Consider the following 19,578-nt stretch of genomic DNA (forward strand, 5'->3'; position numbering starts at 1 on the left):
TCGTCCGCACCGCGCTCCAGGACGCGGCCTCGGTCGCGGGCCTGCTCATCACCACGGAAGCGGCGGTGTCCGAGCTTCCCGAGGACAAACCGGCGATGCCCATGGGCGGCGGCGGCATGGGCGGCGGCATGGGCGGCATGGACTTCTGATTTTCGACCGGGGCGGCGTCGCCGCCCCGGACAAAAATCAGAACGGCCGGCGTGCCAGAGGCTACGCCTCCGGACACATCCGACGAAAGCGCGGGCTTTGCCCGCGCCTACCTAGTGACCCTGAGAAGAAGGGCCGGAGCACCCGCTTCGGCCCTTCTTTCGTTGCCGGGATAATGGTACGACCCACCCATGGCCGCCCGCGCTCGAGACCGCCTGCTCAACGCGGACCAGTTCCTTCAAATCGAGTTCGGCCCGGACTTGAAGGCCGAACTCGACTGCGGCGTAATCCGCATGATGGCCGGCGGCACCTTCACTCATTCGCGGGTTCAGATAAACCTGTGGAGCTTCCTACGCGCGGCTCTGCGCGGGTCGGGATGCCGGCCCCACGGCTCCGACATGGCGATCCGCGTCAACGACGAGTCGGTCCGTTATCCCGACCTGACGATCGATTGCGCGAACAGCTCGGCCGAGCCGAAGGACCGGGTGCTCCGCGACCCTCGCGTCGTCATCGAGGTGCTCTCGCCCTCGACCCGCGACCTGGACCTCGGGGTCAAGTTGTCCGAATATCGCGTCCTGGCCGGTATCGTCGCGATCGGCTTCATCGATCCCGACGAGGAGGTGATCGCCGTCACCCACCGGACGAGCGGGGGCGGCTAGACCGATGTCGCTTTCACCCGCGACGACCTGGCCCTGCCTTCGCTGGACATTATCATCTCCCGCGATGAGCTGTTCGCGCGAGATTAATGGGCAACCCGTGCGCCCGGAGGGCGTTCTCGATGACTGTGCCATGCCAACGGAGCCCTGCTCATGAAACTCTACTACGCACCCGGCGCCTGCAGCCTCGCCGACCATATCGCGCTTCATGAAGCCGGGCTCGAATTCGGGCATGAGCGCGTGGACCTGAAGACCAAAAAGACCGAGCACGGCCAGGATTTCACCGAGGTGACGCCCAAGAGCTACGTTCCCGTGCTGGTCCTCGACTCGGGCGAGACCCTGACCGAGAACGTCGCGATCCTCGACTGGATCTCCGACCAGTCGGCGGAGCTCAAGCCCACCGGACCGCTCGGCCGCGCGCGCCAGCTTGAGGCGCTCACCTACGTTTCCAGCGAGGTCCACAAGAGCTTCGCCCCGTTGTTCAAGGGCGGCACCGACGAGGAGAAGGGCAGCGCCAAGCAGGCCGTCGCCAAGCATTTCACGCATCTCGCAGGAACGATGAAGGGTGACTATCTCCTGGGCGACAAGCCGAGCGTCGCCGATTTCTACCTGTTCGTGATGCTGACCTGGGCGACCAAGTTCGGGATCGACATGCCGGACACGCTGATCGCTTTCCGCAACCGTCTGATGACGCGCCCGTCGGTTGCCAAGGCGATGGCGCATGAGGGGCTGCACTGACGCGCTCGATCCTTTCGGCGCGTCAATCAATTGGATGCCGGGGAGCGGACGGGCATAGCTTCAGGCGGTGCGCCGCCGGCCCGCGATCCTCCGGACCCGTCCGGGTCCACGCTTCGCGGCATTCATCTCGATCCTGGTGGTCGCGGCCGTGCTGTTCACCGGTTGGCTGCGTCCGCACGCATCCGACGATGTCGCCGCCGCGCTGGGTACGCTGCTCCTGGCCGCCGCACCGGTGCTGATCAACCGCGTCGGACACCCCAATCTCTGCGCGCACTGGCCAATCCTGTGGACGTTGTGGATTTATGTCGATCCGGTGCGGGCGCGCCGCCCCGTGCCCTCGGGGGCGGTGGTCGGACTCGCGGCGCTGGTCCGCAGCTATCCATTGCTCATGACGGCGGCGATCTGGGCCACCGCGATACTGCGCGCGGCCGTCGGCTAACCCGACCGGGTGCGCCTGCTCGGCGGCGCGGCGCTGGTCATGGGGATCACCGCGGCGCTGCTGTCGCTGCACGGCCTGTCCGGCGAGCGGTTCGAATCGACCGGCACCTTCGGCCAGTTCGCGATGACGCTCGATAGATGGTGGAATCCGTCGAACGGTAATTTCGAGGGGCTGCAATATCTGGGCGCGGGGGTGCTGACGCTTTGCATGGTGGCGGCGTTGGCGGCATGGCGCGACCTGACCGACCCCGATGCGCGCTCGATGCTCGGCCGGCTCGCTTGGCTGCTGCCCGCCTTCGCAGTGCTCGGCCTACTCGCGCTCGGGAACGAATAGGTGTGGCGGGGCGGGTGGTCGCGTCAGTTCCGCTGCCGCGAGGCCTGATCGACGCACTCAACCCCATCCGCGCGGCCGGCCGCCTTTTCTGGCCCGCCACCCATGCGCTGAGCTACGTCGCGATCGCGCTGATGCTTCGGCTGCCGCGCGCTCGCTTCCTGCTGGCGGCGGCATGCGCGATCCAGCTCGCGAACCTCGCCCCATTCATCGCGACCGTCCGTGCGGGCACCGCCGGGGCCGCGGACCCGCGCGGCTTCCGCCGCACCGCCGACCCGCGCTGGCGTCGATGATCGCCCGCGCCGGATCGGTCGGCTTCCACCCGGCCCGACCGTACTTGGATCTGGCGCTCGTCGAGGAGGTGCAATGGCGCGCGATCGTCGCCTACCGTCCGACCGCAACGACCGCAACGACCGCAACGACCGACACCGCCCGCCGCGCCAAGGCGACGAGCGACTGCCTCGCGCGTGAGAAGAGCGCCTTCCGGGAGGGACGGATCGACCAGACACGCCTGTATGCCTTGCTGGATCCCGGTCCCGCTTGGGCGCGGGCGCGCGTCCGTACGCTGGACGGCGTGCGCTTCGTCCCGCCAACCCGTCCCGCACCGCCGCCGCGCTGCGCGCCAGCCTAGCCGCCCCGCTGAACGCGACTCTAGCCGCTCCGCCTCATCGCCTCCGTTAGTTTCTTGACCTCCTGGCTGCGGCCGCGCGGCAAGATCAGCACGTCGTTCCCGCTCGCCACCACGATCAGGTCCTCCACCCCGACCAGCGCGACGCGCACGCCGTCGGTGCGCACCAGGCAGCCCCGCGTGTCGATCGCCGACACGTCGCCTTGATGCGCGTTTCCGTCCGCGTCGACATCGCTGATCGCATGCAGCGCGTCCCAGCTGCCCAAGTCGCTCCAGTCCATCGACACGGGTACGACCGCGACCCGGTCGGCGTGCTCCATGACGGCGTAATCGATCGATTCGGAAGGCGAGGTCGCGAACGCCGCCTCGCCCGGGTGGATGCGCCCGCCCTCGGCATGGGCGGCGACCATCGCGTCCTGGGCCGCGACCAATATGCCCGGCGCATGCGCGGCCAAGGCCGCGAGATAGGCGTCCGCGCGGAACAGGAAGATGCCGCCGTTCCACACATGGTCGCCCGCCGCCAGCATCGCCTCGGCCTGCTCGCGCGGCGGCTTCTCGAAGAAGCGCGCGACGCGGTGGACGCCCGGGCCGATCTCGTCGCCGACCTGCATCCAGCCGTAACCCTCCTCGGGCTTGTCGGGAGTGATCCCGAAGGTGACGAGCCACCCCCGGTCCACGAACGGTGCCGCGGCCTCGATCGCCCGGTGGAACGCGTCGACATCGCCGATCACATGGTCTGACGGCATCACCAGCAGGGCCTTCGCGCCCCCCCCCGCCGCCAGCGCGGCGAGCGCGATCGCGGGTGCGGTGTTGCGCGCCACCGGCTCCAGGATCACCGCTCCGGGCGATGCTCCCACCGCCGCCAGCTGTTCGTCGACCATGTCGGCGTGAGCGGCGTTGGCCACCACGATCGGGGGTCCGTACCGGTCACCACCCGTCCGCTTGACGGTCAGCTGAAGCATCGTCTCCTCGGCGGTCAGCGCCAATAGCTGTTTGGGCCGCTCGGGTCGCGACATCGGCCAAAGCCGCGTTCCCGATCCCCCCGACAGGATCACCGGAATGATGGCGATGCTCACGGGTATTCTTCTCCTTTTTCATCCGGGTCCGGCCTTACCGGGCGCGCGCGCTGAAAGCGATTGATTCACCATTCGTTAGCCGGACGATGCCAGGACAAAATGCGAGGTGTCGGGATCGCTTACACGCGACCTGTCGGAGGTGCGGGCGTGATCAGGCCGTTCAAGCATTATGTACCGCATGCGACGATGCTCCCGGAGCTTGTCGGCGCGGTGTGTTTAATGCTCGCGTGCGGATCGGGATGGGTGGCACGCTCCCGGCGGATCGGCATCGACGCCGGGTCGATCGCCGCGCGTGTGACCCGCATTGGGCGCTTCATCCGGCGCGTCCAGATCAACGAACCGCTCCGGACCCGGACCGTGCCGAAGGGTGGGATGAGCTTCCTCAGCCCCCGGCCGGACGCGCGGAGTGCCCTGCTGACCCTTTTCCGGACGCGGCGCGTCAGGCTGTGGCCTGAGGACGTCCGTTGACGCTCACCTTGATCCTGTGGGCGCATGCGCTCGCCAGCCTAATCTTTGCTATGCTGGCGTTTTACCATCGGCGGCGCGGCGCGGTACGGGGTGTGGTGGCGGCGCTCGCGCTCACCGCGCTCTGGGCGCTGACGGTCGCGGGCATCGGGGTGGGTGACGTCGCGGCATTGCTGACGGAGGCGGCGCGCGACCTCGCTTGGCTCTGGGTCGCGGCGGTGCTTGGACGACGCGGCGACACCCTCGGCATGGCCCGGAGCGCGGCGTTCGCGGCGGCTACCTGCCTGCCGATCGCGCTGGCGGCGGTCGTGCTGGCGCGCGCGGTTGACGCCGCCGCGCAAGCCCCGTCGATCGCGTTCTCCATCTGGTCGCTACGCCTGCTGATCGCGCTGGCGGGGCTGATCCTGCTGTTCGGCGCGACCCCTGCCCAGGGTCCCGCGCGGATCGCGGCGGCGCTGGCGATGCTTTGGGGCGTTGACCTGTTCGTCCTCGCCGCCGCGCCCGCCGCGGGCTCACCGGACACGCTGATCCTGGCGCGCGGCGTCGGCACGGTCGCGGCCGGCGCGGCTTTTGCGTTAGCCAACGCGCCGCGCGCCGACCGCGGCTTCCGCGTTTCGCCCGCGCTCCGCCTCCGCATGCTCGCGGGCGGGGCGCTCCTCGCCTATCTCGCGGCGGTCGTCGCGGCGACCGACCTCGCCGACGCATTCGTGGGCGCGCACGCCCGCGCCGTCCAGACCGCGATCGTCGTCGTCGCCGCCGCGACGCTGGCGATGCTCGCATTCACTTCTTGGCTGCGCGCCTGGACGCGCGTGGTGGTGGAGAAGCACCTGTTCCGCCATCGCTACGATTATCGCACCGCCTGGCGGCGCTTCACCGACACGCTCAGGCGTCCCGGCGAGGACAGGCCGCTTGGCAGCCGGATCGTTCAGGCGACCGCCGACCTAGTCGATGCGCCCGCAGGACTGCTCCTTGCCACCGACGACCACCGGTTGCTCGCCGCAGAGGAGTGGCGCTGGCACGGCGACATCGGCGACGCGAGTGAGACGCTCGCGCGCCACCTCGCCGCGACCGGCCGCATCATCGAGCTCGACCGGGTGCGCGACGGGTCCGCACCCGAATGCGACCGGGCAGGCGTTCCGGCGTGGATGATCGACGATTCGCGCAGCTGGGCGCTGGTGCCGCTGGTCCATGTCGGCTCGCTCGTGGGCGCGATCCTGCTCGCGCGACCGCCCGTCGCGCGCTCGCTCGATTGGGAGGACATCGACCTGCTCCGCGTGTGCGGCGCGCAGGCGGCGAGCTACCTGGCCGAGGAGCGCGCGCATGCCGCGCTGGCCGACGCCGAACGCTTCGACGAGTTCAACCGCCGGTTCGCCTTCATCCTCCACGATATCAAGAACCTGGGAAGCCAGCTGACCCTGGTCGCGCGCAACGCCGAGCGGCATGCGGATAACCCCGCTTTTCGCGTCGACATGGTCGCCACGCTCACCGAATCCGCCGACCGCATGACTGCGCTCATCGCCCGCCTATTGTGTGATCCCGCACCGGCCGAGCGGGGCGCCCTTGTCGATCTTGCGGTGCTTGCCGCGCGCGCGGTCGAACAGGGCCGGGGAGGGCATGCGGTCGAAGTCGCGACCGACGGCCCGGTCCTCGCTATGGCGGATGCGGCTGGCCTCCTCCAGGCGCTCGCCCATCTCGTGCGCAACGCGGTCGAGGCCGGCCCCGCCGACGCGCCGGTGCTCGTGTCGGTCGCGAGCGCCGGCAACGACGCGGTGATCGAGGTCGCCGACCGGGGTTGCGGCATGTCGCCGGGCTTCGTGCGCGATCACCTGTTCCGCCCCTTTAGCTCGTCGAAGCCTCGCGGCTTCGGCCTCGGCGCGCATGAGGCGCGCCGGCTGGTGCGCGCGATGGGCGGGATGCTCGACGTCGACAGCCGCGAAGGCGCAGGCACGCGTTTTCGCATTACGCTTCCCGCCGCCCTGGAGCGCGCCGCATGACCGACAAGCCCGTGCTCCTCGTCGTCGAGGACGATCCCGGCCTCGTTCGCCAGCTCCGATGGGCCTACGAGGGCTACGAGGTGGTCGTCGTCCCCGACCGCCGGACCGCGATCGATGCGGTGCGCTTGCACGAACCCGCCGTGGTCACGCTCGATCTGGGTCTCCCGCCTGATCCCGACGGCACCGCCGAGGGCTTCGCCTGCCTGGCCGAGATCCTGGCCGCCAAGCCCGACGCCAAGGTGATCGTCGTGACCGGCCACGGCGCGCGCGAGAGCGCGGTCCGCGCGATCGCCGACGGGGCATGGGACTATTACGGCAAGCCAATTGATATCGACCGGCTCGGGTTGATCGTCGCGCGCGCGTTCCACGTCCATGCGCTGGAGGCGGAGAACCGCCAGCTCGCCACGCGCGGTGGCGGTGACGGGTTCGGCGGGCTCGTCTATGCCTCGCCCGAGATGGCCGCGGTCACACGCACCCTCGAACGCGTCGCGCCCGCTGACGTGTCGGTGATGCTATTGGGCGCGAGCGGGACGGGCAAGGAGCTGCTCGCGCGTGGTGTCCACGACGCCTCGTCCAGGCGGGGCGGCGCATTCGTCGCGATCAACTGCGCAGCCATCCCCGAGACGCTGTTGGAGGCGGAGTTGTTTGGGCATGAGAGGGGGGCGTTTACCGGCGCCATCCGGGCGGTGGAGGGCAAGATCGAGCAGGCGGCCGGAGGCACGTTGTTCCTCGACGAGATCGGCGACGTGCCGTTGGCGGTGCAGGTGAAGCTGCTGCGCTTCCTCCAGGAGCGTGTGATCGAGCGGGTGGGCGGTCGCAAGGCGATACCGGTCGACACGCGGGTGGTCTGCGCGACGCACCAGGACGTCGATGCGATGGTCGCCGCCGGGCGTTTTCGCGACGACCTGTATTACCGCCTGGCCGAGATCGTGGTGCGGATCCCGCCGTTGCGCGAGCGATCGGGTGATGCGGCGCTGCTCGCGCGGCACTTCATCGCTCGTCACGCCGGGTCCCCGCGCGTGGGCGTGACCGGCCTGTCCGCCGCCGCCGCCGCCGCGATCGACGCGCATCCCTGGCCGGGCAACGTCCGCGAGCTGGAGAACCGGATCAAGCGCGCGGTGATCATGGCGGAGGGCAAGCGCGTCACCGCCGCGGACCTGGACCTTGGTCAGGGCCGGACCGACGATGCGCCCCTCAACCTGCGCGCCGTGCGCGAGGGGGCGGACCGCCGCGCGATCGCGCGCGCTCTGGCCCGTGCCGAAGGCAACATCTCCGCTGCGTCGCGGCTGCTCGGGATCAGCCGACCGACCTTGTACGATCTCCTGAAGAGCTACGGCCTTCAGGGCTGACGCCGTCCATCCGCTCCTCCGGCGGCGCCGCCGCCGCTTCACGATGCCATGCGTCAGCCCAGCGCCTCGACCCGCTCCGCGAGTTCGAGCCAGCGGACCTCGGCGGCCTCCTTTTCGGCGCGGGCCTGGGCGATCGCGGCTATGACCCGGTCGAACCCGGCGGGGTCGCGGACATAGAGGCCGGGGTCGGCGAGCTTGCGCTCGTCGCGAGCGACCGCGGCGTCGATCTCCTCGATGCGCTTGGGAAGCAGCTCGTAGTCGCGCTGATCCTTGAAGGTCAGCTTGCGCGCGGATGTTGGCGAAGGTGCCGCCGTTCGTGCCTTCGAAGCGGCCGGGCGGGAGGGGGCGCGATCGTTACGCTTGCGTATCCAATCCTCGTATCCGCCCGCGACGACGTCGACCGTCCCCGACCCGTCGAGACCCAGCGTGACCGTCACCGTCCGGTCGAGGAAGTCGCGGTCGTGGCTGACGATCAGCACCGTGCCGTCATAATCGGCGATCACCTCCTGCAGCAGGTCGAGCGTTTCGAGATCGAGGTCGTTCGTGGGCTCGTCGAGCACGAGGAGGTTCGACGGCCGCGCGAACTCGCGCGCCAGCAGTAGGCGCGACCGCTCGCCGCCCGATAGCGAACCGACCTTGGCGTCGATCATGTTCGGGTCGAACAGGAACTCCTTCAGGTAGCCGTGGACGTGCTTCCTGACTCCTTGCGCCTCGATCCAGTCGCCGCCGTCCGCCAGCACGTCGCGCACCGTCTTTTCGGGCGCCATGAGCGAGCGTTGCTGGTCGATGACGATGCCGTCGAGCGTCTTGGCGAGCTTCACCTCGCCCGTGTCGGGCTGGAGCTCGCCCGTCAGCAGCTTCAGGAGCGTCGTCTTGCCCGCGCCGTTACGGCCGACGATGCCGATCCGGTCGCCGCGCGTGACCCGTAAATTCAAGTCGCGGATGATCGGGCGGTCGCCGTACGCCTTGGTCGCGGCACGCGCGTCGATCACCACCTTGGTGCGCACGTCGTCCGAGCCGATGGAGAGCGACGCCGTGCCTTGCGGCCCCATCATCGCGGCGCGTTCGGCGCGCATGTCGTGGAGCTTGGAAAGCCGCCCCTGGTTGCGCCGCCGTCGCCCGGTGACGCCGCGCTGGAGCCAATGCTCCTCCAGCTTCAGCCGCGCGTCGAGCCGCTCGGCCTGGCGCGCCTCGTCGGCATAGACGGTCTCCGTCCACGCCTCGAACCCGCCGAAGCCCAGCTCGGCTCGGCGCAGGCCGCCCCGGTCGAGCCACAGCGTCTGTTTGGTCAGGCGCGTCAGGAACGTGCGGTCGTGGCTGATCACGACGAACGCGCCGCGAAAGCGTTGCAGCCAATCCTCCAGCCATTCGATCGCGCCGACATCGAGATGATTGGTTGGCTCGTCCAGCAACAGCACGTCGGGTTCCCGCGCCAGCGCGCGGACGATCGCGGCGCGGCGGCGCTCTCCACCGCTCGCCGAGGCGGCGTCGCGGTCCAAATCGATGCCGAGCTGGTCGGCGATCGCCGCCGCCGCATGCGGCTCGGGCGCGTCCGCCCCGGAGGATACGTAATCCTGGAGCGTCGCGTGCCCGCGCAGGTCGGGCTCCTGCTCCAGCAGCACGACGCGCGTGCCCGGCACGATCGTCCGCCGCCCCTCGTCGCTGTCGATCGCGTTCCCGATCAGCTTCAGGAGCGTCGTCTTCCCCGCGCCGTTGCGCCCGATCAGCGCCAGCCGGTCACGCGCGCCGATATAAAGGTCGAGATGGCGGAACAGCCATCCCGATCCCTGGACAAGTCCCAAACCCTCGTACGACAATATCGGTGCGGCCATGCGCGTGCAGCTAAGGGCCACGGGCCCTAGCGGCAAGTTGCGGGTTGCTGCATGGGCCATTCACAACATGTTCAAAGCGTTGCGTCCAAATCACACCCCATGATCAAGTCCGTCATCCTGCTTGCGATCATATCGGCCGCCGCCCCGACGGCGACCGTGCCAGCGCAGCACCATAGCGATCAGAAGCGCGCGTTCGAGGCGCGGCGCGAGGGGCGCGTCCTGCCCGTGCGCGAGATCGAACGGCGCGTGGTGCCGATCATGCCCGGCGCGCGGTATCTGGGCTTCGACTTCGATGACGGCCCCGCGGTTTACACGTTGAAGTTCCTGCGCGATGGACAGGTGATCTGGGTCGAGGTCGACGGCCGCACGGGCAATGTGCTCGGCCGCACCGGCCACTGAGAGGGGGTTACCGCTTTGCGCGTATTGATCGTCGAGGACGAGCCCACGCTGGGCACGCAACTCAAGAACACGTTGGAGGGAGCGGGCTACGCCGTCGACCTCGCCACCGACGGCGAGGAAGGGCACTTCCTGGGCTCGACCGAGAATTACGACGCGATCGTGCTCGATCTGGGGCTGCCGGAGATCGACGGGCTGACCGTGCTCGATCGGTGGCGCAAGGAGGGGCGGGTCGTCCCCGTGCTGGTGCTCACCGCGCGCGACAGCTGGTCGGACAAGGTCGCGGGGCTCGATGCGGGCGCGGACGATTACGTCGCCAAGCCGTTCCAGACCGAGGAGCTGATCGCCCGCCTGCGCGCGCTGATCCGCCGCGCGTCGGGCAACGCGTCTTCCGAGCTGAATGCGGGCGACATCCGCCTCGACACGCGCAGCGGCAAGGTGACGCGCGCGGGCGAGCCGATCAAATTGACGGCGCAGGAATACAAGTTGCTGTCCTACCTGCTCCATCACAAGGGCAAGGTGGTCAGCCGAACCGAGCTGATCGAGCATATATACGACCAGGATTTCGACCGTGATTCGAACACGATCGAGGTGTTCGTGACACGGATCCGCAAGAAGCTGGGGCAGGACGTGATCACCACGATCCGCGGGCTGGGATACAGCCTCGAGGAGCCTGCGTGAGGGCGGGGCCGGTCATATCCTCGTCACCCCGGACTTGATCCGGGGGGGTCCCGCTTCCTCGGTGGGCGTGGTGCGGCGGCAAGAAAAAGCGGGACCCCGGGTCGAACCCGGGGTGACGGGTGGGGGTAGTTCTGATCCTCGCCGAGGTGACGGATGATGGTTGACGTTCCAATCGGCGCGAAGCCCTCCCCAACCACCGGCTCGCTATCCCGCCGGATGATCTTCACCGCGGCGGCGTGGATCGCGCTGCTGCTGATCGGGGGCGGGTTCGCGCTCGACCGGGTGCTGACGACCGCGATCACGCAGAATTTCGACGACCAGCTCGAATATGTCCTCCAGTCGCTCCTCCTCACCTCGGAGGTCGCGTCGGGCGACGAGGTGGTGTTCAACCGCGAGCCCGCCGATCAGCGTTTCCTGGAGCCCGGGTCGGGCGCGTATTGGCAGGTGTCCGCGCGTGGGCGCGATGTGTTCCCGTCGCGGTCGTTGTGGGACCGCCAGCTCGCCTATGGCCGGGTCCATGACGATCGCGACGTTCACGTCTACGACAGCGCGCAATTCGCCGAGGAGAAGCTGCGCATCGCCGAGCGCGACGTGATGCTGCCAGGCTCTCCGACCAAATGGCGGTTCCAGGTGGCGCAGAGCCGCGAGGCGCTGGACGAGCAGATCGCGGTGCTCAGGCGAACGCTGATGCGTTCGTTCGCGTTGCTCGCGCTGGGACTGATCATCCTGTCCGCGATCCAGACGCTCTATGGGCTGTGGCCGCTTCGGAAGGTGCGCGACGAGATCGCCCGGATGCGTGCCGGCACGTCGAACCGCATCGGATCGGCGATGCCCGACGAGGTCGCGCCGATGGTCGACGAGCTGAACGCGCTGATCGAGCATAACGAGCGCCAGGCGGAGGAGGCGAGGCGGCATGCCGGCAACCTGGCGCATGCGTTGAAGACGCCGCTGACGGTCATCATGAACGCCGCGACCGCCGACGCGGACGATCTGGCGGAGACCGTGGTGCGCGAGGCCAGGACGATGCGCCGTCAGGTCGATCACCACCTCGCCCGCGCCCGCGCGGTCGGCCGGCGGGGTTCCGCGCACAGCCGGGCGGATGTGTGGCCGTCGCTCGAATCGGTCGAGCGCGCGGTCGGGCGGCTCTACCGCCATGTCCGCATCGACGTGGACGGGCCCAGGAAAGGAACTTCCGGCGACCTGCAGGTGCATGTCGAGCGGCAGGACCTGGACGAGATGCTCGGCAACCTGATCGAGAACGCGGCCAAGTACGGCGGCGGCAGCGTGTTCACGACGGTCGGCGCGCAGGCGGGGTTCGTCGAGTTCCTGGTCGAGGATGACGGCCCGGGAATACCCGCGGAGGAGCGCGGGCGCATCTTCGACCGGGGCGTCAGGCTGGATACGGGGAAGCCGGGGACGGGGCTGGGGCTGGCGATCGTGCGCGACGTGGCGGAGATATACGGGGGGACGGTGGCGCTGGAGGAGAGCGAGGACCTGGGCGGGTTGCTGGTGCGGTTGCGGCTGCCGGCGGCGAATTGAGACCTCTAACCCTCTCCCGCTTTTGCGGGAGAGGGACAGGCGCGAAGCGCCAGGGTGAGGGCCGGACCTTACCCGCAGAGGTCCGGCCCTCACCCTCGCCGCGGCTTCGCCACGTCTTTCCCTCTCCCGCGAAAGCGGGAGAGGGTTGGGTCAGGCGGCTTGGGCCATTTCGCCCATCACCCCCGCCGTGATCGCCAGGCTGCGCTTCCTCGCCTCGTGATCGAACATCGCGCTGGCGACGAGCACCTCGTCCGCCCCGGTTCGCGCCGTGAACGCCGCGATCCCGCGCGCCACCGTCGCGAGTGAGCCCACGGCCGAGCATTGCAGCACATGGCCCAGCATCGCCGCGCCCTGCTCGCCCAGGGTCTCGCGGTATCCCTCGACCGGCGGCGGCAGTTTGCCGGGGGTTCCGGTGCGGAGCGCCACGAACGCCTGCTGCTGCGAGCTGGCGAGATACTCGCCTTCCGCGTCGGTATCGGCCGCGAACACGTTGATCGCCGCCATCGCGTAGGGCCGCGCCATCGTCGGCGAAGGGCGGAAATCGCGGCGATAGATGGCCATCGCCATGTCGAGCGAGTCCGGCGCGAAATGCGACGCGAAGGCGAAGGGCAGGCCGAGCGCGGCGGCGAGCTGCGCGCCGAAGGTGCTCGAGCCGAGGATCCACAGGTCCGGCCGCGCGCCCGCGCCGGGCGTGGCGCGGATGCCGGTTTGGCCGTCGTCCGCAAGATAACCCTGCAGTTCGATAACATCGCGCGGGAAGTCGTTCGCGTCGCTGGCCAGCGTCCGCCGCATCGCGCGCGCCACGCGCTGGTCGGAGCCAGGAGCGCGGCCGAGCCCGAGGTCGATGCGGCCGGGGAACAGCGCGTCGAGCGTCCCGAACTGCTCCGCGATGACGAGCGGGGCGTGGTTGGGCAGCATGATCCCGCCCGCCCCGACCCGGATCGAGCGCGTCGCGCCCGCGACATGCGCGACGACGACCGAGGTCGCGGCCGACGCGATCCCCTCCATCCCGTGATGCTCCGCCACCCAATATCGGTGGAAGCCCAGCGCCTCGGCGTGACGCGCGAGGTCGGCGGCGTTCGCCAGCGCGCCGGCGACGGTGCCGCCCTGGGTGACGGGGACGAGATCGAGGAATGAATATGGGGTCATACGATCCGACATGGGCGCTCCGTTCTAGAATGCGAACCCGTACCGCACCGCCATGCCGCGATCGTCCGGTCCGCGCGAGATGTGCCCCGGATCGCGCCGCCAGAACAGGTTCCCCTCCAGCGTCCCGGCCCCGAGCGGGAAGGCGTAGCGGGCCTCGACATCGAGCTCGCGGCCGGTCGGGGCGAGGCCGAGCGATTGCCGCGTCCAGGCATCGACGCGCCGCTCGGCGTAGCTCCAGTTCGTGGGGAGCAGGAGGTCGAGCCCGCCGGTCGCGACGCGGAGCGGCTGCGCGATGCGTAGACCCGCGCCGTCGCCCGCCAGCCACAGCCCCGTCGCGCCGATGTCCGCCGACCACGCCGCCGATCGCAGCAGCCCGCCGCCCTCCAGCCCGCTCAACCGCGCGGTGGTCCAGCCCCGGCGGTAGCCGCCGCCCAGCGTCCAGCCCTCGCCCAGGTCGACCCGCGCGCCCGCGTCGGCGAACCAGCTTGTCCCAGCCGGGCTCCCGAGCGCCGCGCCTATCCGCGCGCCGAGCAGCGTGCTCCGCTCGGCCAATCGGCTCCCGGTCAGCGTCGCCGCGACCGCGCCGATCCGTCGGTCGAGCGTCAGCGCGACCCGGTCGTAGCCCGAGCGCCGCCAGAGGCCGCCGCGCTCGTCCTCATCACGGCGCGAGGAGACGCGGCCCGACTCCGCCGCGACCGTCAGCCCCAAGCTCCCGAACCGGTGCCGGATCGCCGCCGCGCCGTCCGGGCCCGCGTCGAAGCCGTGACCGCCCGCGCCCGCGATCAGGAAGGCGGGCTCCGTGCTCCCGCCCAGGCGCGCGCCGAGCGCCTGGCCGCCCGTGCCGAAGCCGAAGGCGAAGCTCGCGCGCGAACCCAGCCGCCGCGTCACCAATCCCGCGACCAGGCGGGCCGCCTCGGCGTCGCCGGGGGCGAGCTCGGTGCGGCGGAGCAGGACGCCTTGGGGCCCGACCGGCGCGAGCGTCATCGCCACGCCGGTCGTGTCGTCCGCCATCCCGACGCTCCGCACCCGTCCGCCGCCGAGCGCGCGCCCGAGCGCCCGGGTCGGCGCGTCGTGGCGGAGTCCATCCGCCAGATCGATCGCGAAGGCGCGCGAGAAGCCGTCCAGGATCACCGCGCCCGCCCCGCTCGCGCGCGCGTCGCCCATCGGCGCGGACAGCGTCCCGTTCGCGCCGAGCGAGACCGCCGCGCCGGAGCCCGCGACCGAGACGACGCCCACGGGCTGGAACGCGCGCGACAGGTCGAGCACGCCGCGCCCGTACACCGGGTCGATGCCCGGCGCGCCCACGTCGCGCGCGGTGGTGAGCAGCAATTCGACGATCCGCGCGCCCGACAGGTTGGGGAAGGCCTGCGCCAGCAGCGCCGCCGCGCCCGAGATCTGCGGCGCGGCGAAGGACGTGCCCGACCACAGGAACGGCGTCCCCGCCTCGTCGGGCGCGCGCACCCGCTCGCCCACCGCCGACAGGAAGGCCTGCGCGCCCGACCCCGCCCGGTCGCTGAAGTCGGAGATGCCGTCGCCCGCGCCGACCGATCCGGCGATGATCACCTGGCCCCGCGCGACGCCCGCGTCCGTCGCGACCAGCGAGAACGGGTCGGGATCGGCGGTCGCCTCGTTCCCCGCCGCGATCACGATCACCAGCCCCGCCGCGGTGGCGCGCGATATCGCGTCGCGCAGGGGCGGCGGCATCGGATCGCCCCCGCCGAGCGAGATGTTGACCACGCGCGCGCCCGCCAGCCGCGCCGCGTCCACCCCGCGCGCGATCGCGTCCGTTCCGAAGCGGCAGCCGGTCTCGTCGTCGTCGACCACCTCGGTGGCGCAGGAGCCCGGCCGGTCCGCGCGCAATGCGATCAGCGTGGATTCGTACGCGACGCCGTGCGTGCCCGCGCCGTTGCGTCGTCCAGCGACCGTGAAGGCGACGGCGGTGCCGTGCCCGCTCTGGTCGTCGGCGTCCGCGTTCCCCGCCACGTCGCGTGACGCGGCCGACACCCTTCCGGTGAACTCCTCCGATTGGAGGTCGACGCCCGTGTCGATCACCGCGACGCCGATGCCCGCGCCGGTCGCGCCACGCGTGTAGGCGGCGAGCGCGTTCATCGACACCGCCCCCACCGTCGCGCGGTATTCGGGCGTGTCCGCGCCGGTCGCGGGCGGGGTGGGGGTAGGTGTCGGAGGAGGGGGAGGAGGCGTCGGGGTCGGAGCGGGCGGGGTCGGAGCGGGCGGCGTCGGAGCGGGCGGGGGCTCGGGCGTCGCCGTGGGCGGGGGAGGGGTGGACGCATTCCCGCCGCCTCCCCCGCCGCTGCATGCGCCAAGCGTCAGGGCCGCGCCGGTGACGATGCGCCATCTCCATCCCACCGCCATCACGTCCACTCCCGCCGAGTTTCCACGCCCTTGGATTGGACGCCGTTTATCACGACTTGATGACCGGGCGTCCATCGGTCTTGCCGCCCTCCGCCCCGCCCCCTAGACGCGAGCTCCGATGGTCCCGGAACTCGCCCATATCGATTGCTGGATCTTCGATCTCGACAACACGCTCTACCCGGCGCGATCGAACCTGTTCGAGCGGATCGACGCGCGCATGACCGCCTATGTGGCGCGGCTGCTGGGGGTCGACCCGGTCGAGGCGCGGCGGGTGCAGAAGCTGTATTTCCACGGCCACGGCACCACGCTCGCCGGGCTGATGGCGGAGCACGATGTCGACCCGCACGACTTCCTGGCCGACGTTCACGATATCGAGATGGACGTGCTGGAGCACGACGCCCCGCTCGCCGCGGCGTTGGCGCGGCTGCCGGGGCGGAAGCTGGTCTTCACCAACGGCGACCGGCCCTATGCGCTCAAGGTGCTCGACCGACTGGGGCTAGGCGGGAGCTTCGAGGGCGTCCACGACATCGTGGCGATGGAACTACGGCCCAAGCCCGAGGCGAGCGCGTACCGGGGACTGTGCGACGCGTTCGCGGTCGACCCGACACGGGCGCTGTTCGTCGAGGACATGGCGCGCAACCTGCCGCCCGCCAAGGCGATCGGCATGGCGACCGTGTGGGTCGATAACGGGTCGGAGCAGGGGCCGGGCACGACGCCCGAGGGCATCGACTACCGCATCGCCGAGCTCGGCCCCTGGCTGAATCAGATATTGGAACAAGCATGAGCACCGACCTGTCCGCCGTCATCGACGCCGCCTGGGAGGCGCGGGGCGAGCTGACCTTCGCGACCGCGGGCGAGACGCGCGACGCGGTGGAGACGGCGCTCGGGATGCTCGACCGGGGCGAGGCGCGGGTGGCGGAGCCGGACGGCACGGGCGGCTGGCGCGTCAACCAGTGGCTGAAGAAGGCGGTGCTGCTGTCCTTCCGCCTGAACGACAACCAGCTGATGCCGGGCTCCGGCGATGGCGCATGGTTCGACAAGGTGCCCTCCAAATTCGCCGGGTGGGACGAGACGGCGTTCCGCGACGCGGGCTTCCGCGCGGTGCCGGGCGCGATCGTCCGGAGGGGCGCGTTCGTCGGCAAGGGCGCGATCCTGATGCCCAGCTTCGTCAATATCGGCGCGCATGTGGGCGAGGGGACGATGATCGACGCATGGGCCACCGTCGGATCGTGCGCGCAGATCGGGCGGAACGTCCATCTGTCGGGCGGCGCCGGGATCGGCGGGGTGCTGGAGCCGCTCCAGGCCGATCCCGTCGTGATCGAGGACGGCGCGTTCATCGGCGCGCGGTCGGAAGTGGCGGAGGGCGTGCGCGTCGGCGAGGGCGCGGTGCTGTCGATGGGCGTGTATCTGGGCGCGTCCACCAAGATCATCGACCGCGCGACTGGGGAAGTCCACCGCGGGTACGTCCCGCCCTATTCGGTGGTCGTCCCCGGATCGTCCGGCGGGAATCTCGGCCTCTATTGCGCGGTGATCGTCAAGCGTGTGGACGCCCAGACGCGCGGCAAGACGAGCATCAACGAGCTGCTGCGCGACTGAGCGGCCACGCGAGCGGGCCCGTCACGCCTGGGCCGCCTGGACCGCCGCCGGCGCATCCAGATGGAGGTAGCGCGGATCGAACCCGGCGATCTCGCGCAGGCGCGCCACGCACGGCACCGTCATGGTCCGGCTCGCGGTCCTGATCGCGCCCTCCGCGCGCAGCTGCTGCATCATGCGATTGACGTGGACGGGGGTAAGGCCGAGCGCGTCGGCGACATGATACTGCGTCAGCGGGTAGGGAAAGCTGCTCCGGTCCTCGACCTCGCGACCCATCCGCGCGCTCAGCTCGCACAATAGATGCGCCACCCGCTCCCTCGCCGGCCGGCGACCCAGCGACAGCGTCCATTTGCTCAAGGCGACGTTCTCGATCAGCGCCAGCCAGGTGAACGACCGGGCGAGGCCGGGACGCTCCGCGCAAAGCGCCAGCACACGGTCGCGCGGCATCGCCGTGATCGTCGACTCCGTCAACGTCCTGACGTCGTAATCGAGCCGTTCGAGCAGCAGCGTGTCCAGATTGCCGATATCGCCCGGCACCAGCACCGCCGGGGACTGGCGGTCGCCCTTCCTCGTCGCGGTCGACCGGCACGCCCAGCCCCTGGCCATTATGAGGAGTTCGTCCGGACGGTCCCCTTCGCGGATCAGGTCGACGCCCGACCGGAACGATCGCGGGGGCGACATGATCTGCTCCAACGCACACAGGTCGTCGGCCGAAAGGAAGGGCGAGGTGGCCAGACGCGTGCCCGCCAACGGCGCCGACGGGCGCGGGAGCGCGCGGCCGGCGGAGCTGCCGTTAGACGAGGCCGCATCCATCATGCGGTTCCCGCTCCGGTCGAAGGAACGACGGCGAGCTTGCCAAGATAAGCCTGCGCGAGCTGGTCGTGCACCCGCGCCACCCTGGCCTCGGTCGCCTCCCGGGCGCGCTGGGCCTCGATCTCGGCCCGATGCTCGAAATAGGTTCGATCGTTCCCAGGCATGCCACGTCCTTCCTCATGTCGGAGTTATGATCCGTGTATATCCGATCCCGATGTTGGTGATAGACGCGCGAATTCTACTGTGGGTTATCCCACATTCGCCGCCATTTTTCCTAGAGCTATTAAGTCGCTCATAGCAACAATTTACATTACTAAATAACCAATACTATAGATACTTATCTTTCGTTAGCCCGACGAAACGGCTCGCGATTGAGCAAGCGGTCCAGACCGCGCGACGGTACACCAAACTCACATTGATTAAGTATGGGTGATGTGTATACTGATGCAATCGCTTTCCATTTCCAGGGCGCGAGCGGCTGAAAGAGCCTCGCGCTTTCGCACCGAAAAAGGGGCGATCCATGTCGCGACCAAGCAAGTTCTACACCGCCAATATCCTGCTCAACGCGCTGCTCGACGACGACCTCGCGCTGCTGGAGCCGCATCTCATCCAAATCGACCTGCCGCGCGACATGGCGCTCGTCACGGCGGGCGCACCGGTCGAGCACGTCTATTTTCCCGAATCCGGCGTCGTCTCGATCGTGTCGTCGATCGGGTCGAGCGGCAAGACCGAGGTCGGCATCTTCGGGCGTGAAGGCGTGTCGGCCACGTGCCTGCTGCTCGGCACTGACCGGTCCCCGCACGACACCTTCGTGCAGGTCGCCGGGCTGTCCGTGCTCCGCGTCGATGTCGAGCCCTATCTCGACGCGATTGGGCGGAGCGACACGCTCAGGACGATGCTGTTGCGTTATGTACAGACGAGCTTCGTCCAGAGCGCGCAGAGCACCGCCAACCTTGCGCATCACCGCATCGAGGCGCGGCTCGCGCGCTGGCTGCTCATGTGCCACGACCGCGGCGACGGCGACGAGATCGCGCTGACCCACGAGTTCATGGGGATGATGATCGCCGCCGAGCGTAGCGGCGTCACCGTGACGCTCCACATACTAAAGGGCGCGGGGATGATCCGGTCCAAGCGCGGGCGCGTCATCATCCTCGACCGCGAGAAGCTGGAGGACTTGGCGGGCGACGCTTACGGCGTGCCCGAAGCGGAATATCGTCGGCTGATCGGCCCGCTCGGGCGGGAACCGGTCATGTCGCTAGACGGGGGGGGACTCGCGCATCGCCGCCGACTAGCCAGCGGTTGCCACGCGTTCTTCCGTCCCCGACACCATAAGAGGCGCGTGACCTCGCGACCCCGCATCCTGTTCGGCGAACATAGCAC

20 protein-coding genes and 1 pseudogene are annotated in these 19,578 nt (G+C 69.8%); 15 read left to right on the top strand and 6 right to left on the bottom strand.

Annotated elements, in window-relative coordinates; all coding sequences use genetic code 11:
• Positions 1–338 precede the first annotated feature (338 nt).
• From ACFE71_RS06150 to ACFE71_RS06175, 6 genes are all read left to right on the top strand, one after another.
• The gene (locus tag ACFE71_RS06150) at positions 339–806 is read left to right on the top strand and encodes a Uma2 family endonuclease (RefSeq protein WP_375427929.1); all 468 of its coding nucleotides are present in this window, start codon (positions 339–341) and stop codon (positions 804–806) included.
• Between the two features lie 150 nt (positions 807–956).
• Positions 957–1,541 (top strand): glutathione binding-like protein, encoded by a 585-nt coding sequence (locus ACFE71_RS06155; protein WP_375427930.1) that lies wholly within the window; start codon positions 957–959, stop codon positions 1,539–1,541.
• A gap of 67 nt (positions 1,542–1,608) precedes the next feature.
• A complete protein-coding gene (locus ACFE71_RS06160) occupies positions 1,609–1,980 on the top strand; it encodes a DUF6311 domain-containing protein (RefSeq protein ID WP_375427931.1) in 372 nt (123 codons plus the stop codon).
• A gap of 9 nt (positions 1,981–1,989) precedes the next feature.
• Positions 1,990–2,313, top strand: a complete 324-nt coding sequence (locus tag ACFE71_RS06165; RefSeq protein ID WP_375427932.1) for a hypothetical protein — start codon at positions 1,990–1,992, stop codon at positions 2,311–2,313.
• Between the two features lie 2 nt (positions 2,314–2,315).
• Entirely contained in the window at positions 2,316–2,603 is a 288-nt protein-coding gene (locus tag ACFE71_RS06170; protein WP_375427933.1) for a hypothetical protein, read from the top strand.
• Positions 2,600–2,941, top strand: coding sequence for a hypothetical protein (locus tag ACFE71_RS06175; RefSeq protein WP_375427934.1), 342 nt, complete (start codon positions 2,600–2,602; stop codon positions 2,939–2,941). Before ACFE71_RS06170 ends, ACFE71_RS06175 begins: the two co-directional genes overlap by 4 nt.
• Before the next feature lie 20 nt (positions 2,942–2,961).
• Here the strand turns inward: ACFE71_RS06175 and ACFE71_RS06180 are convergent, their stop codons facing one another.
• Positions 2,962–4,008, bottom strand: a complete 1,047-nt coding sequence (locus ACFE71_RS06180; RefSeq protein ID WP_375427969.1) for a mannose-1-phosphate guanylyltransferase/mannose-6-phosphate isomerase — start codon at positions 4,006–4,008, stop codon at positions 2,962–2,964.
• A 153-nt stretch (positions 4,009–4,161) separates the two neighbouring features.
• Here ACFE71_RS06180 and ACFE71_RS06185 point away from each other — a divergent pair, with 153 nt between their 5' ends.
• Genes ACFE71_RS06185 through prsR form a run of 3 tightly spaced genes read left to right on the top strand, consistent with a single transcriptional unit; the run spans position 4,162 to position 7,822 of the window.
• Positions 4,162–4,482 (top strand): sugar transferase, encoded by a 321-nt coding sequence (locus ACFE71_RS06185; RefSeq protein WP_375427935.1) that lies wholly within the window; start codon positions 4,162–4,164, stop codon positions 4,480–4,482.
• On the top strand, positions 4,479–6,473 hold the full coding sequence (prsK, locus tag ACFE71_RS06190; RefSeq protein ID WP_375427936.1) for an XrtA/PEP-CTERM system histidine kinase PrsK: 1,995 nt from the start codon (positions 4,479–4,481) through the stop codon (positions 6,471–6,473). The genes ACFE71_RS06185 and prsK overlap by 4 nt, the downstream gene beginning before the upstream one ends.
• On the top strand, positions 6,470–7,822 hold the full coding sequence (gene prsR / locus ACFE71_RS06195) for a PEP-CTERM-box response regulator transcription factor (RefSeq protein WP_375427937.1): 1,353 nt from the start codon (positions 6,470–6,472) through the stop codon (positions 7,820–7,822). Before prsK ends, prsR begins: the two co-directional genes overlap by 4 nt.
• 53 nt (positions 7,823–7,875) lie before the next feature.
• Here the strand turns inward: prsR and ACFE71_RS06200 are convergent, their stop codons facing one another.
• Positions 7,876–9,654 carry an ABC-F family ATP-binding cassette domain-containing protein gene (locus ACFE71_RS06200; RefSeq protein WP_375427938.1) on the bottom strand — a complete coding sequence of 593 codons (1,779 nt, stop codon included), beginning with the start codon at positions 9,652–9,654 and terminating at the stop codon, positions 7,876–7,878.
• Between the two features lie 99 nt (positions 9,655–9,753).
• Between ACFE71_RS06200 and ACFE71_RS06205 the strand changes: the two genes are divergently transcribed.
• The 3 genes from ACFE71_RS06205 (at position 9,754) to ACFE71_RS06215 (ending at position 12,270) form a co-directional block, all read left to right on the top strand.
• Complete coding sequence (locus tag ACFE71_RS06205; protein WP_375427939.1) at positions 9,754–10,053, top strand: hypothetical protein; 300 nt, start codon at positions 9,754–9,756, stop codon at positions 10,051–10,053.
• Between the two features lie 15 nt (positions 10,054–10,068).
• Complete coding sequence (locus ACFE71_RS06210) at positions 10,069–10,731, top strand: response regulator transcription factor (protein ID WP_375427940.1); 663 nt, start codon at positions 10,069–10,071, stop codon at positions 10,729–10,731.
• Between the two features lie 156 nt (positions 10,732–10,887).
• A complete protein-coding gene (locus ACFE71_RS06215; protein ID WP_375427941.1) occupies positions 10,888–12,270 on the top strand; it encodes an ATP-binding protein in 1,383 nt (460 codons plus the stop codon).
• A 150-nt stretch (positions 12,271–12,420) separates the two neighbouring features.
• Here the strand turns inward: ACFE71_RS06215 and ACFE71_RS06220 are convergent, their stop codons facing one another.
• Both ACFE71_RS06220 and ACFE71_RS06225 read right to left on the bottom strand, forming a co-directional pair.
• A complete protein-coding gene (locus ACFE71_RS06220; RefSeq protein WP_375427942.1) occupies positions 12,421–13,419 on the bottom strand; it encodes an LLM class flavin-dependent oxidoreductase in 999 nt (332 codons plus the stop codon).
• A 24-nt stretch (positions 13,420–13,443) separates the two neighbouring features.
• Positions 13,444–15,792 (bottom strand): S8 family serine peptidase, encoded by a 2,349-nt coding sequence (locus ACFE71_RS06225; RefSeq protein ID WP_375427943.1) that lies wholly within the window; start codon positions 15,790–15,792, stop codon positions 13,444–13,446.
• 118 nt (positions 15,793–15,910) lie between these two features.
• On the opposite strand from ACFE71_RS06225, the gene ACFE71_RS06230 reads away from it, so the two are divergent.
• Positions 15,911–16,576, top strand: a complete 666-nt coding sequence (locus ACFE71_RS06230) for a pyrimidine 5'-nucleotidase (protein ID WP_375427944.1) — start codon at positions 15,911–15,913, stop codon at positions 16,574–16,576.
• Positions 16,573–17,388 (top strand): 2,3,4,5-tetrahydropyridine-2,6-dicarboxylate N-succinyltransferase, encoded by an 816-nt coding sequence (gene dapD, locus ACFE71_RS06235; RefSeq protein WP_375427945.1) that lies wholly within the window; start codon positions 16,573–16,575, stop codon positions 17,386–17,388. Before ACFE71_RS06230 ends, dapD begins: the two co-directional genes overlap by 4 nt.
• Positions 17,389–17,409: 21 nt before the next feature.
• On the opposite strand, the gene ACFE71_RS06240 is transcribed toward dapD, so the two are convergent.
• The gene (locus tag ACFE71_RS06240; RefSeq protein WP_375427946.1) at positions 17,410–18,135 is read right to left on the bottom strand and encodes a Crp/Fnr family transcriptional regulator; all 726 of its coding nucleotides are present in this window, start codon (positions 18,133–18,135) and stop codon (positions 17,410–17,412) included.
• A gap of 62 nt (positions 18,136–18,197) precedes the next feature.
• Positions 18,198–18,362, bottom strand: a complete 165-nt coding sequence (locus ACFE71_RS06245) for a hypothetical protein (RefSeq protein ID WP_375427947.1) — start codon at positions 18,360–18,362, stop codon at positions 18,198–18,200.
• Between the two features lie 731 nt (positions 18,363–19,093).
• Here ACFE71_RS06245 and ACFE71_RS06250 point away from each other — a divergent pair.
• Positions 19,094–19,363: pseudogene (locus ACFE71_RS06250) on the top strand (Crp/Fnr family transcriptional regulator); the annotation flags it as partial.
• Positions 19,364–19,578: the final 215 nt, after the last annotated feature.

Source organism: uncultured Sphingomonas sp. (genome assembly GCF_964237155.1).
Classification (GTDB): Bacteria; Pseudomonadota; Alphaproteobacteria; order Sphingomonadales; family Sphingomonadaceae; genus Sphingomonas.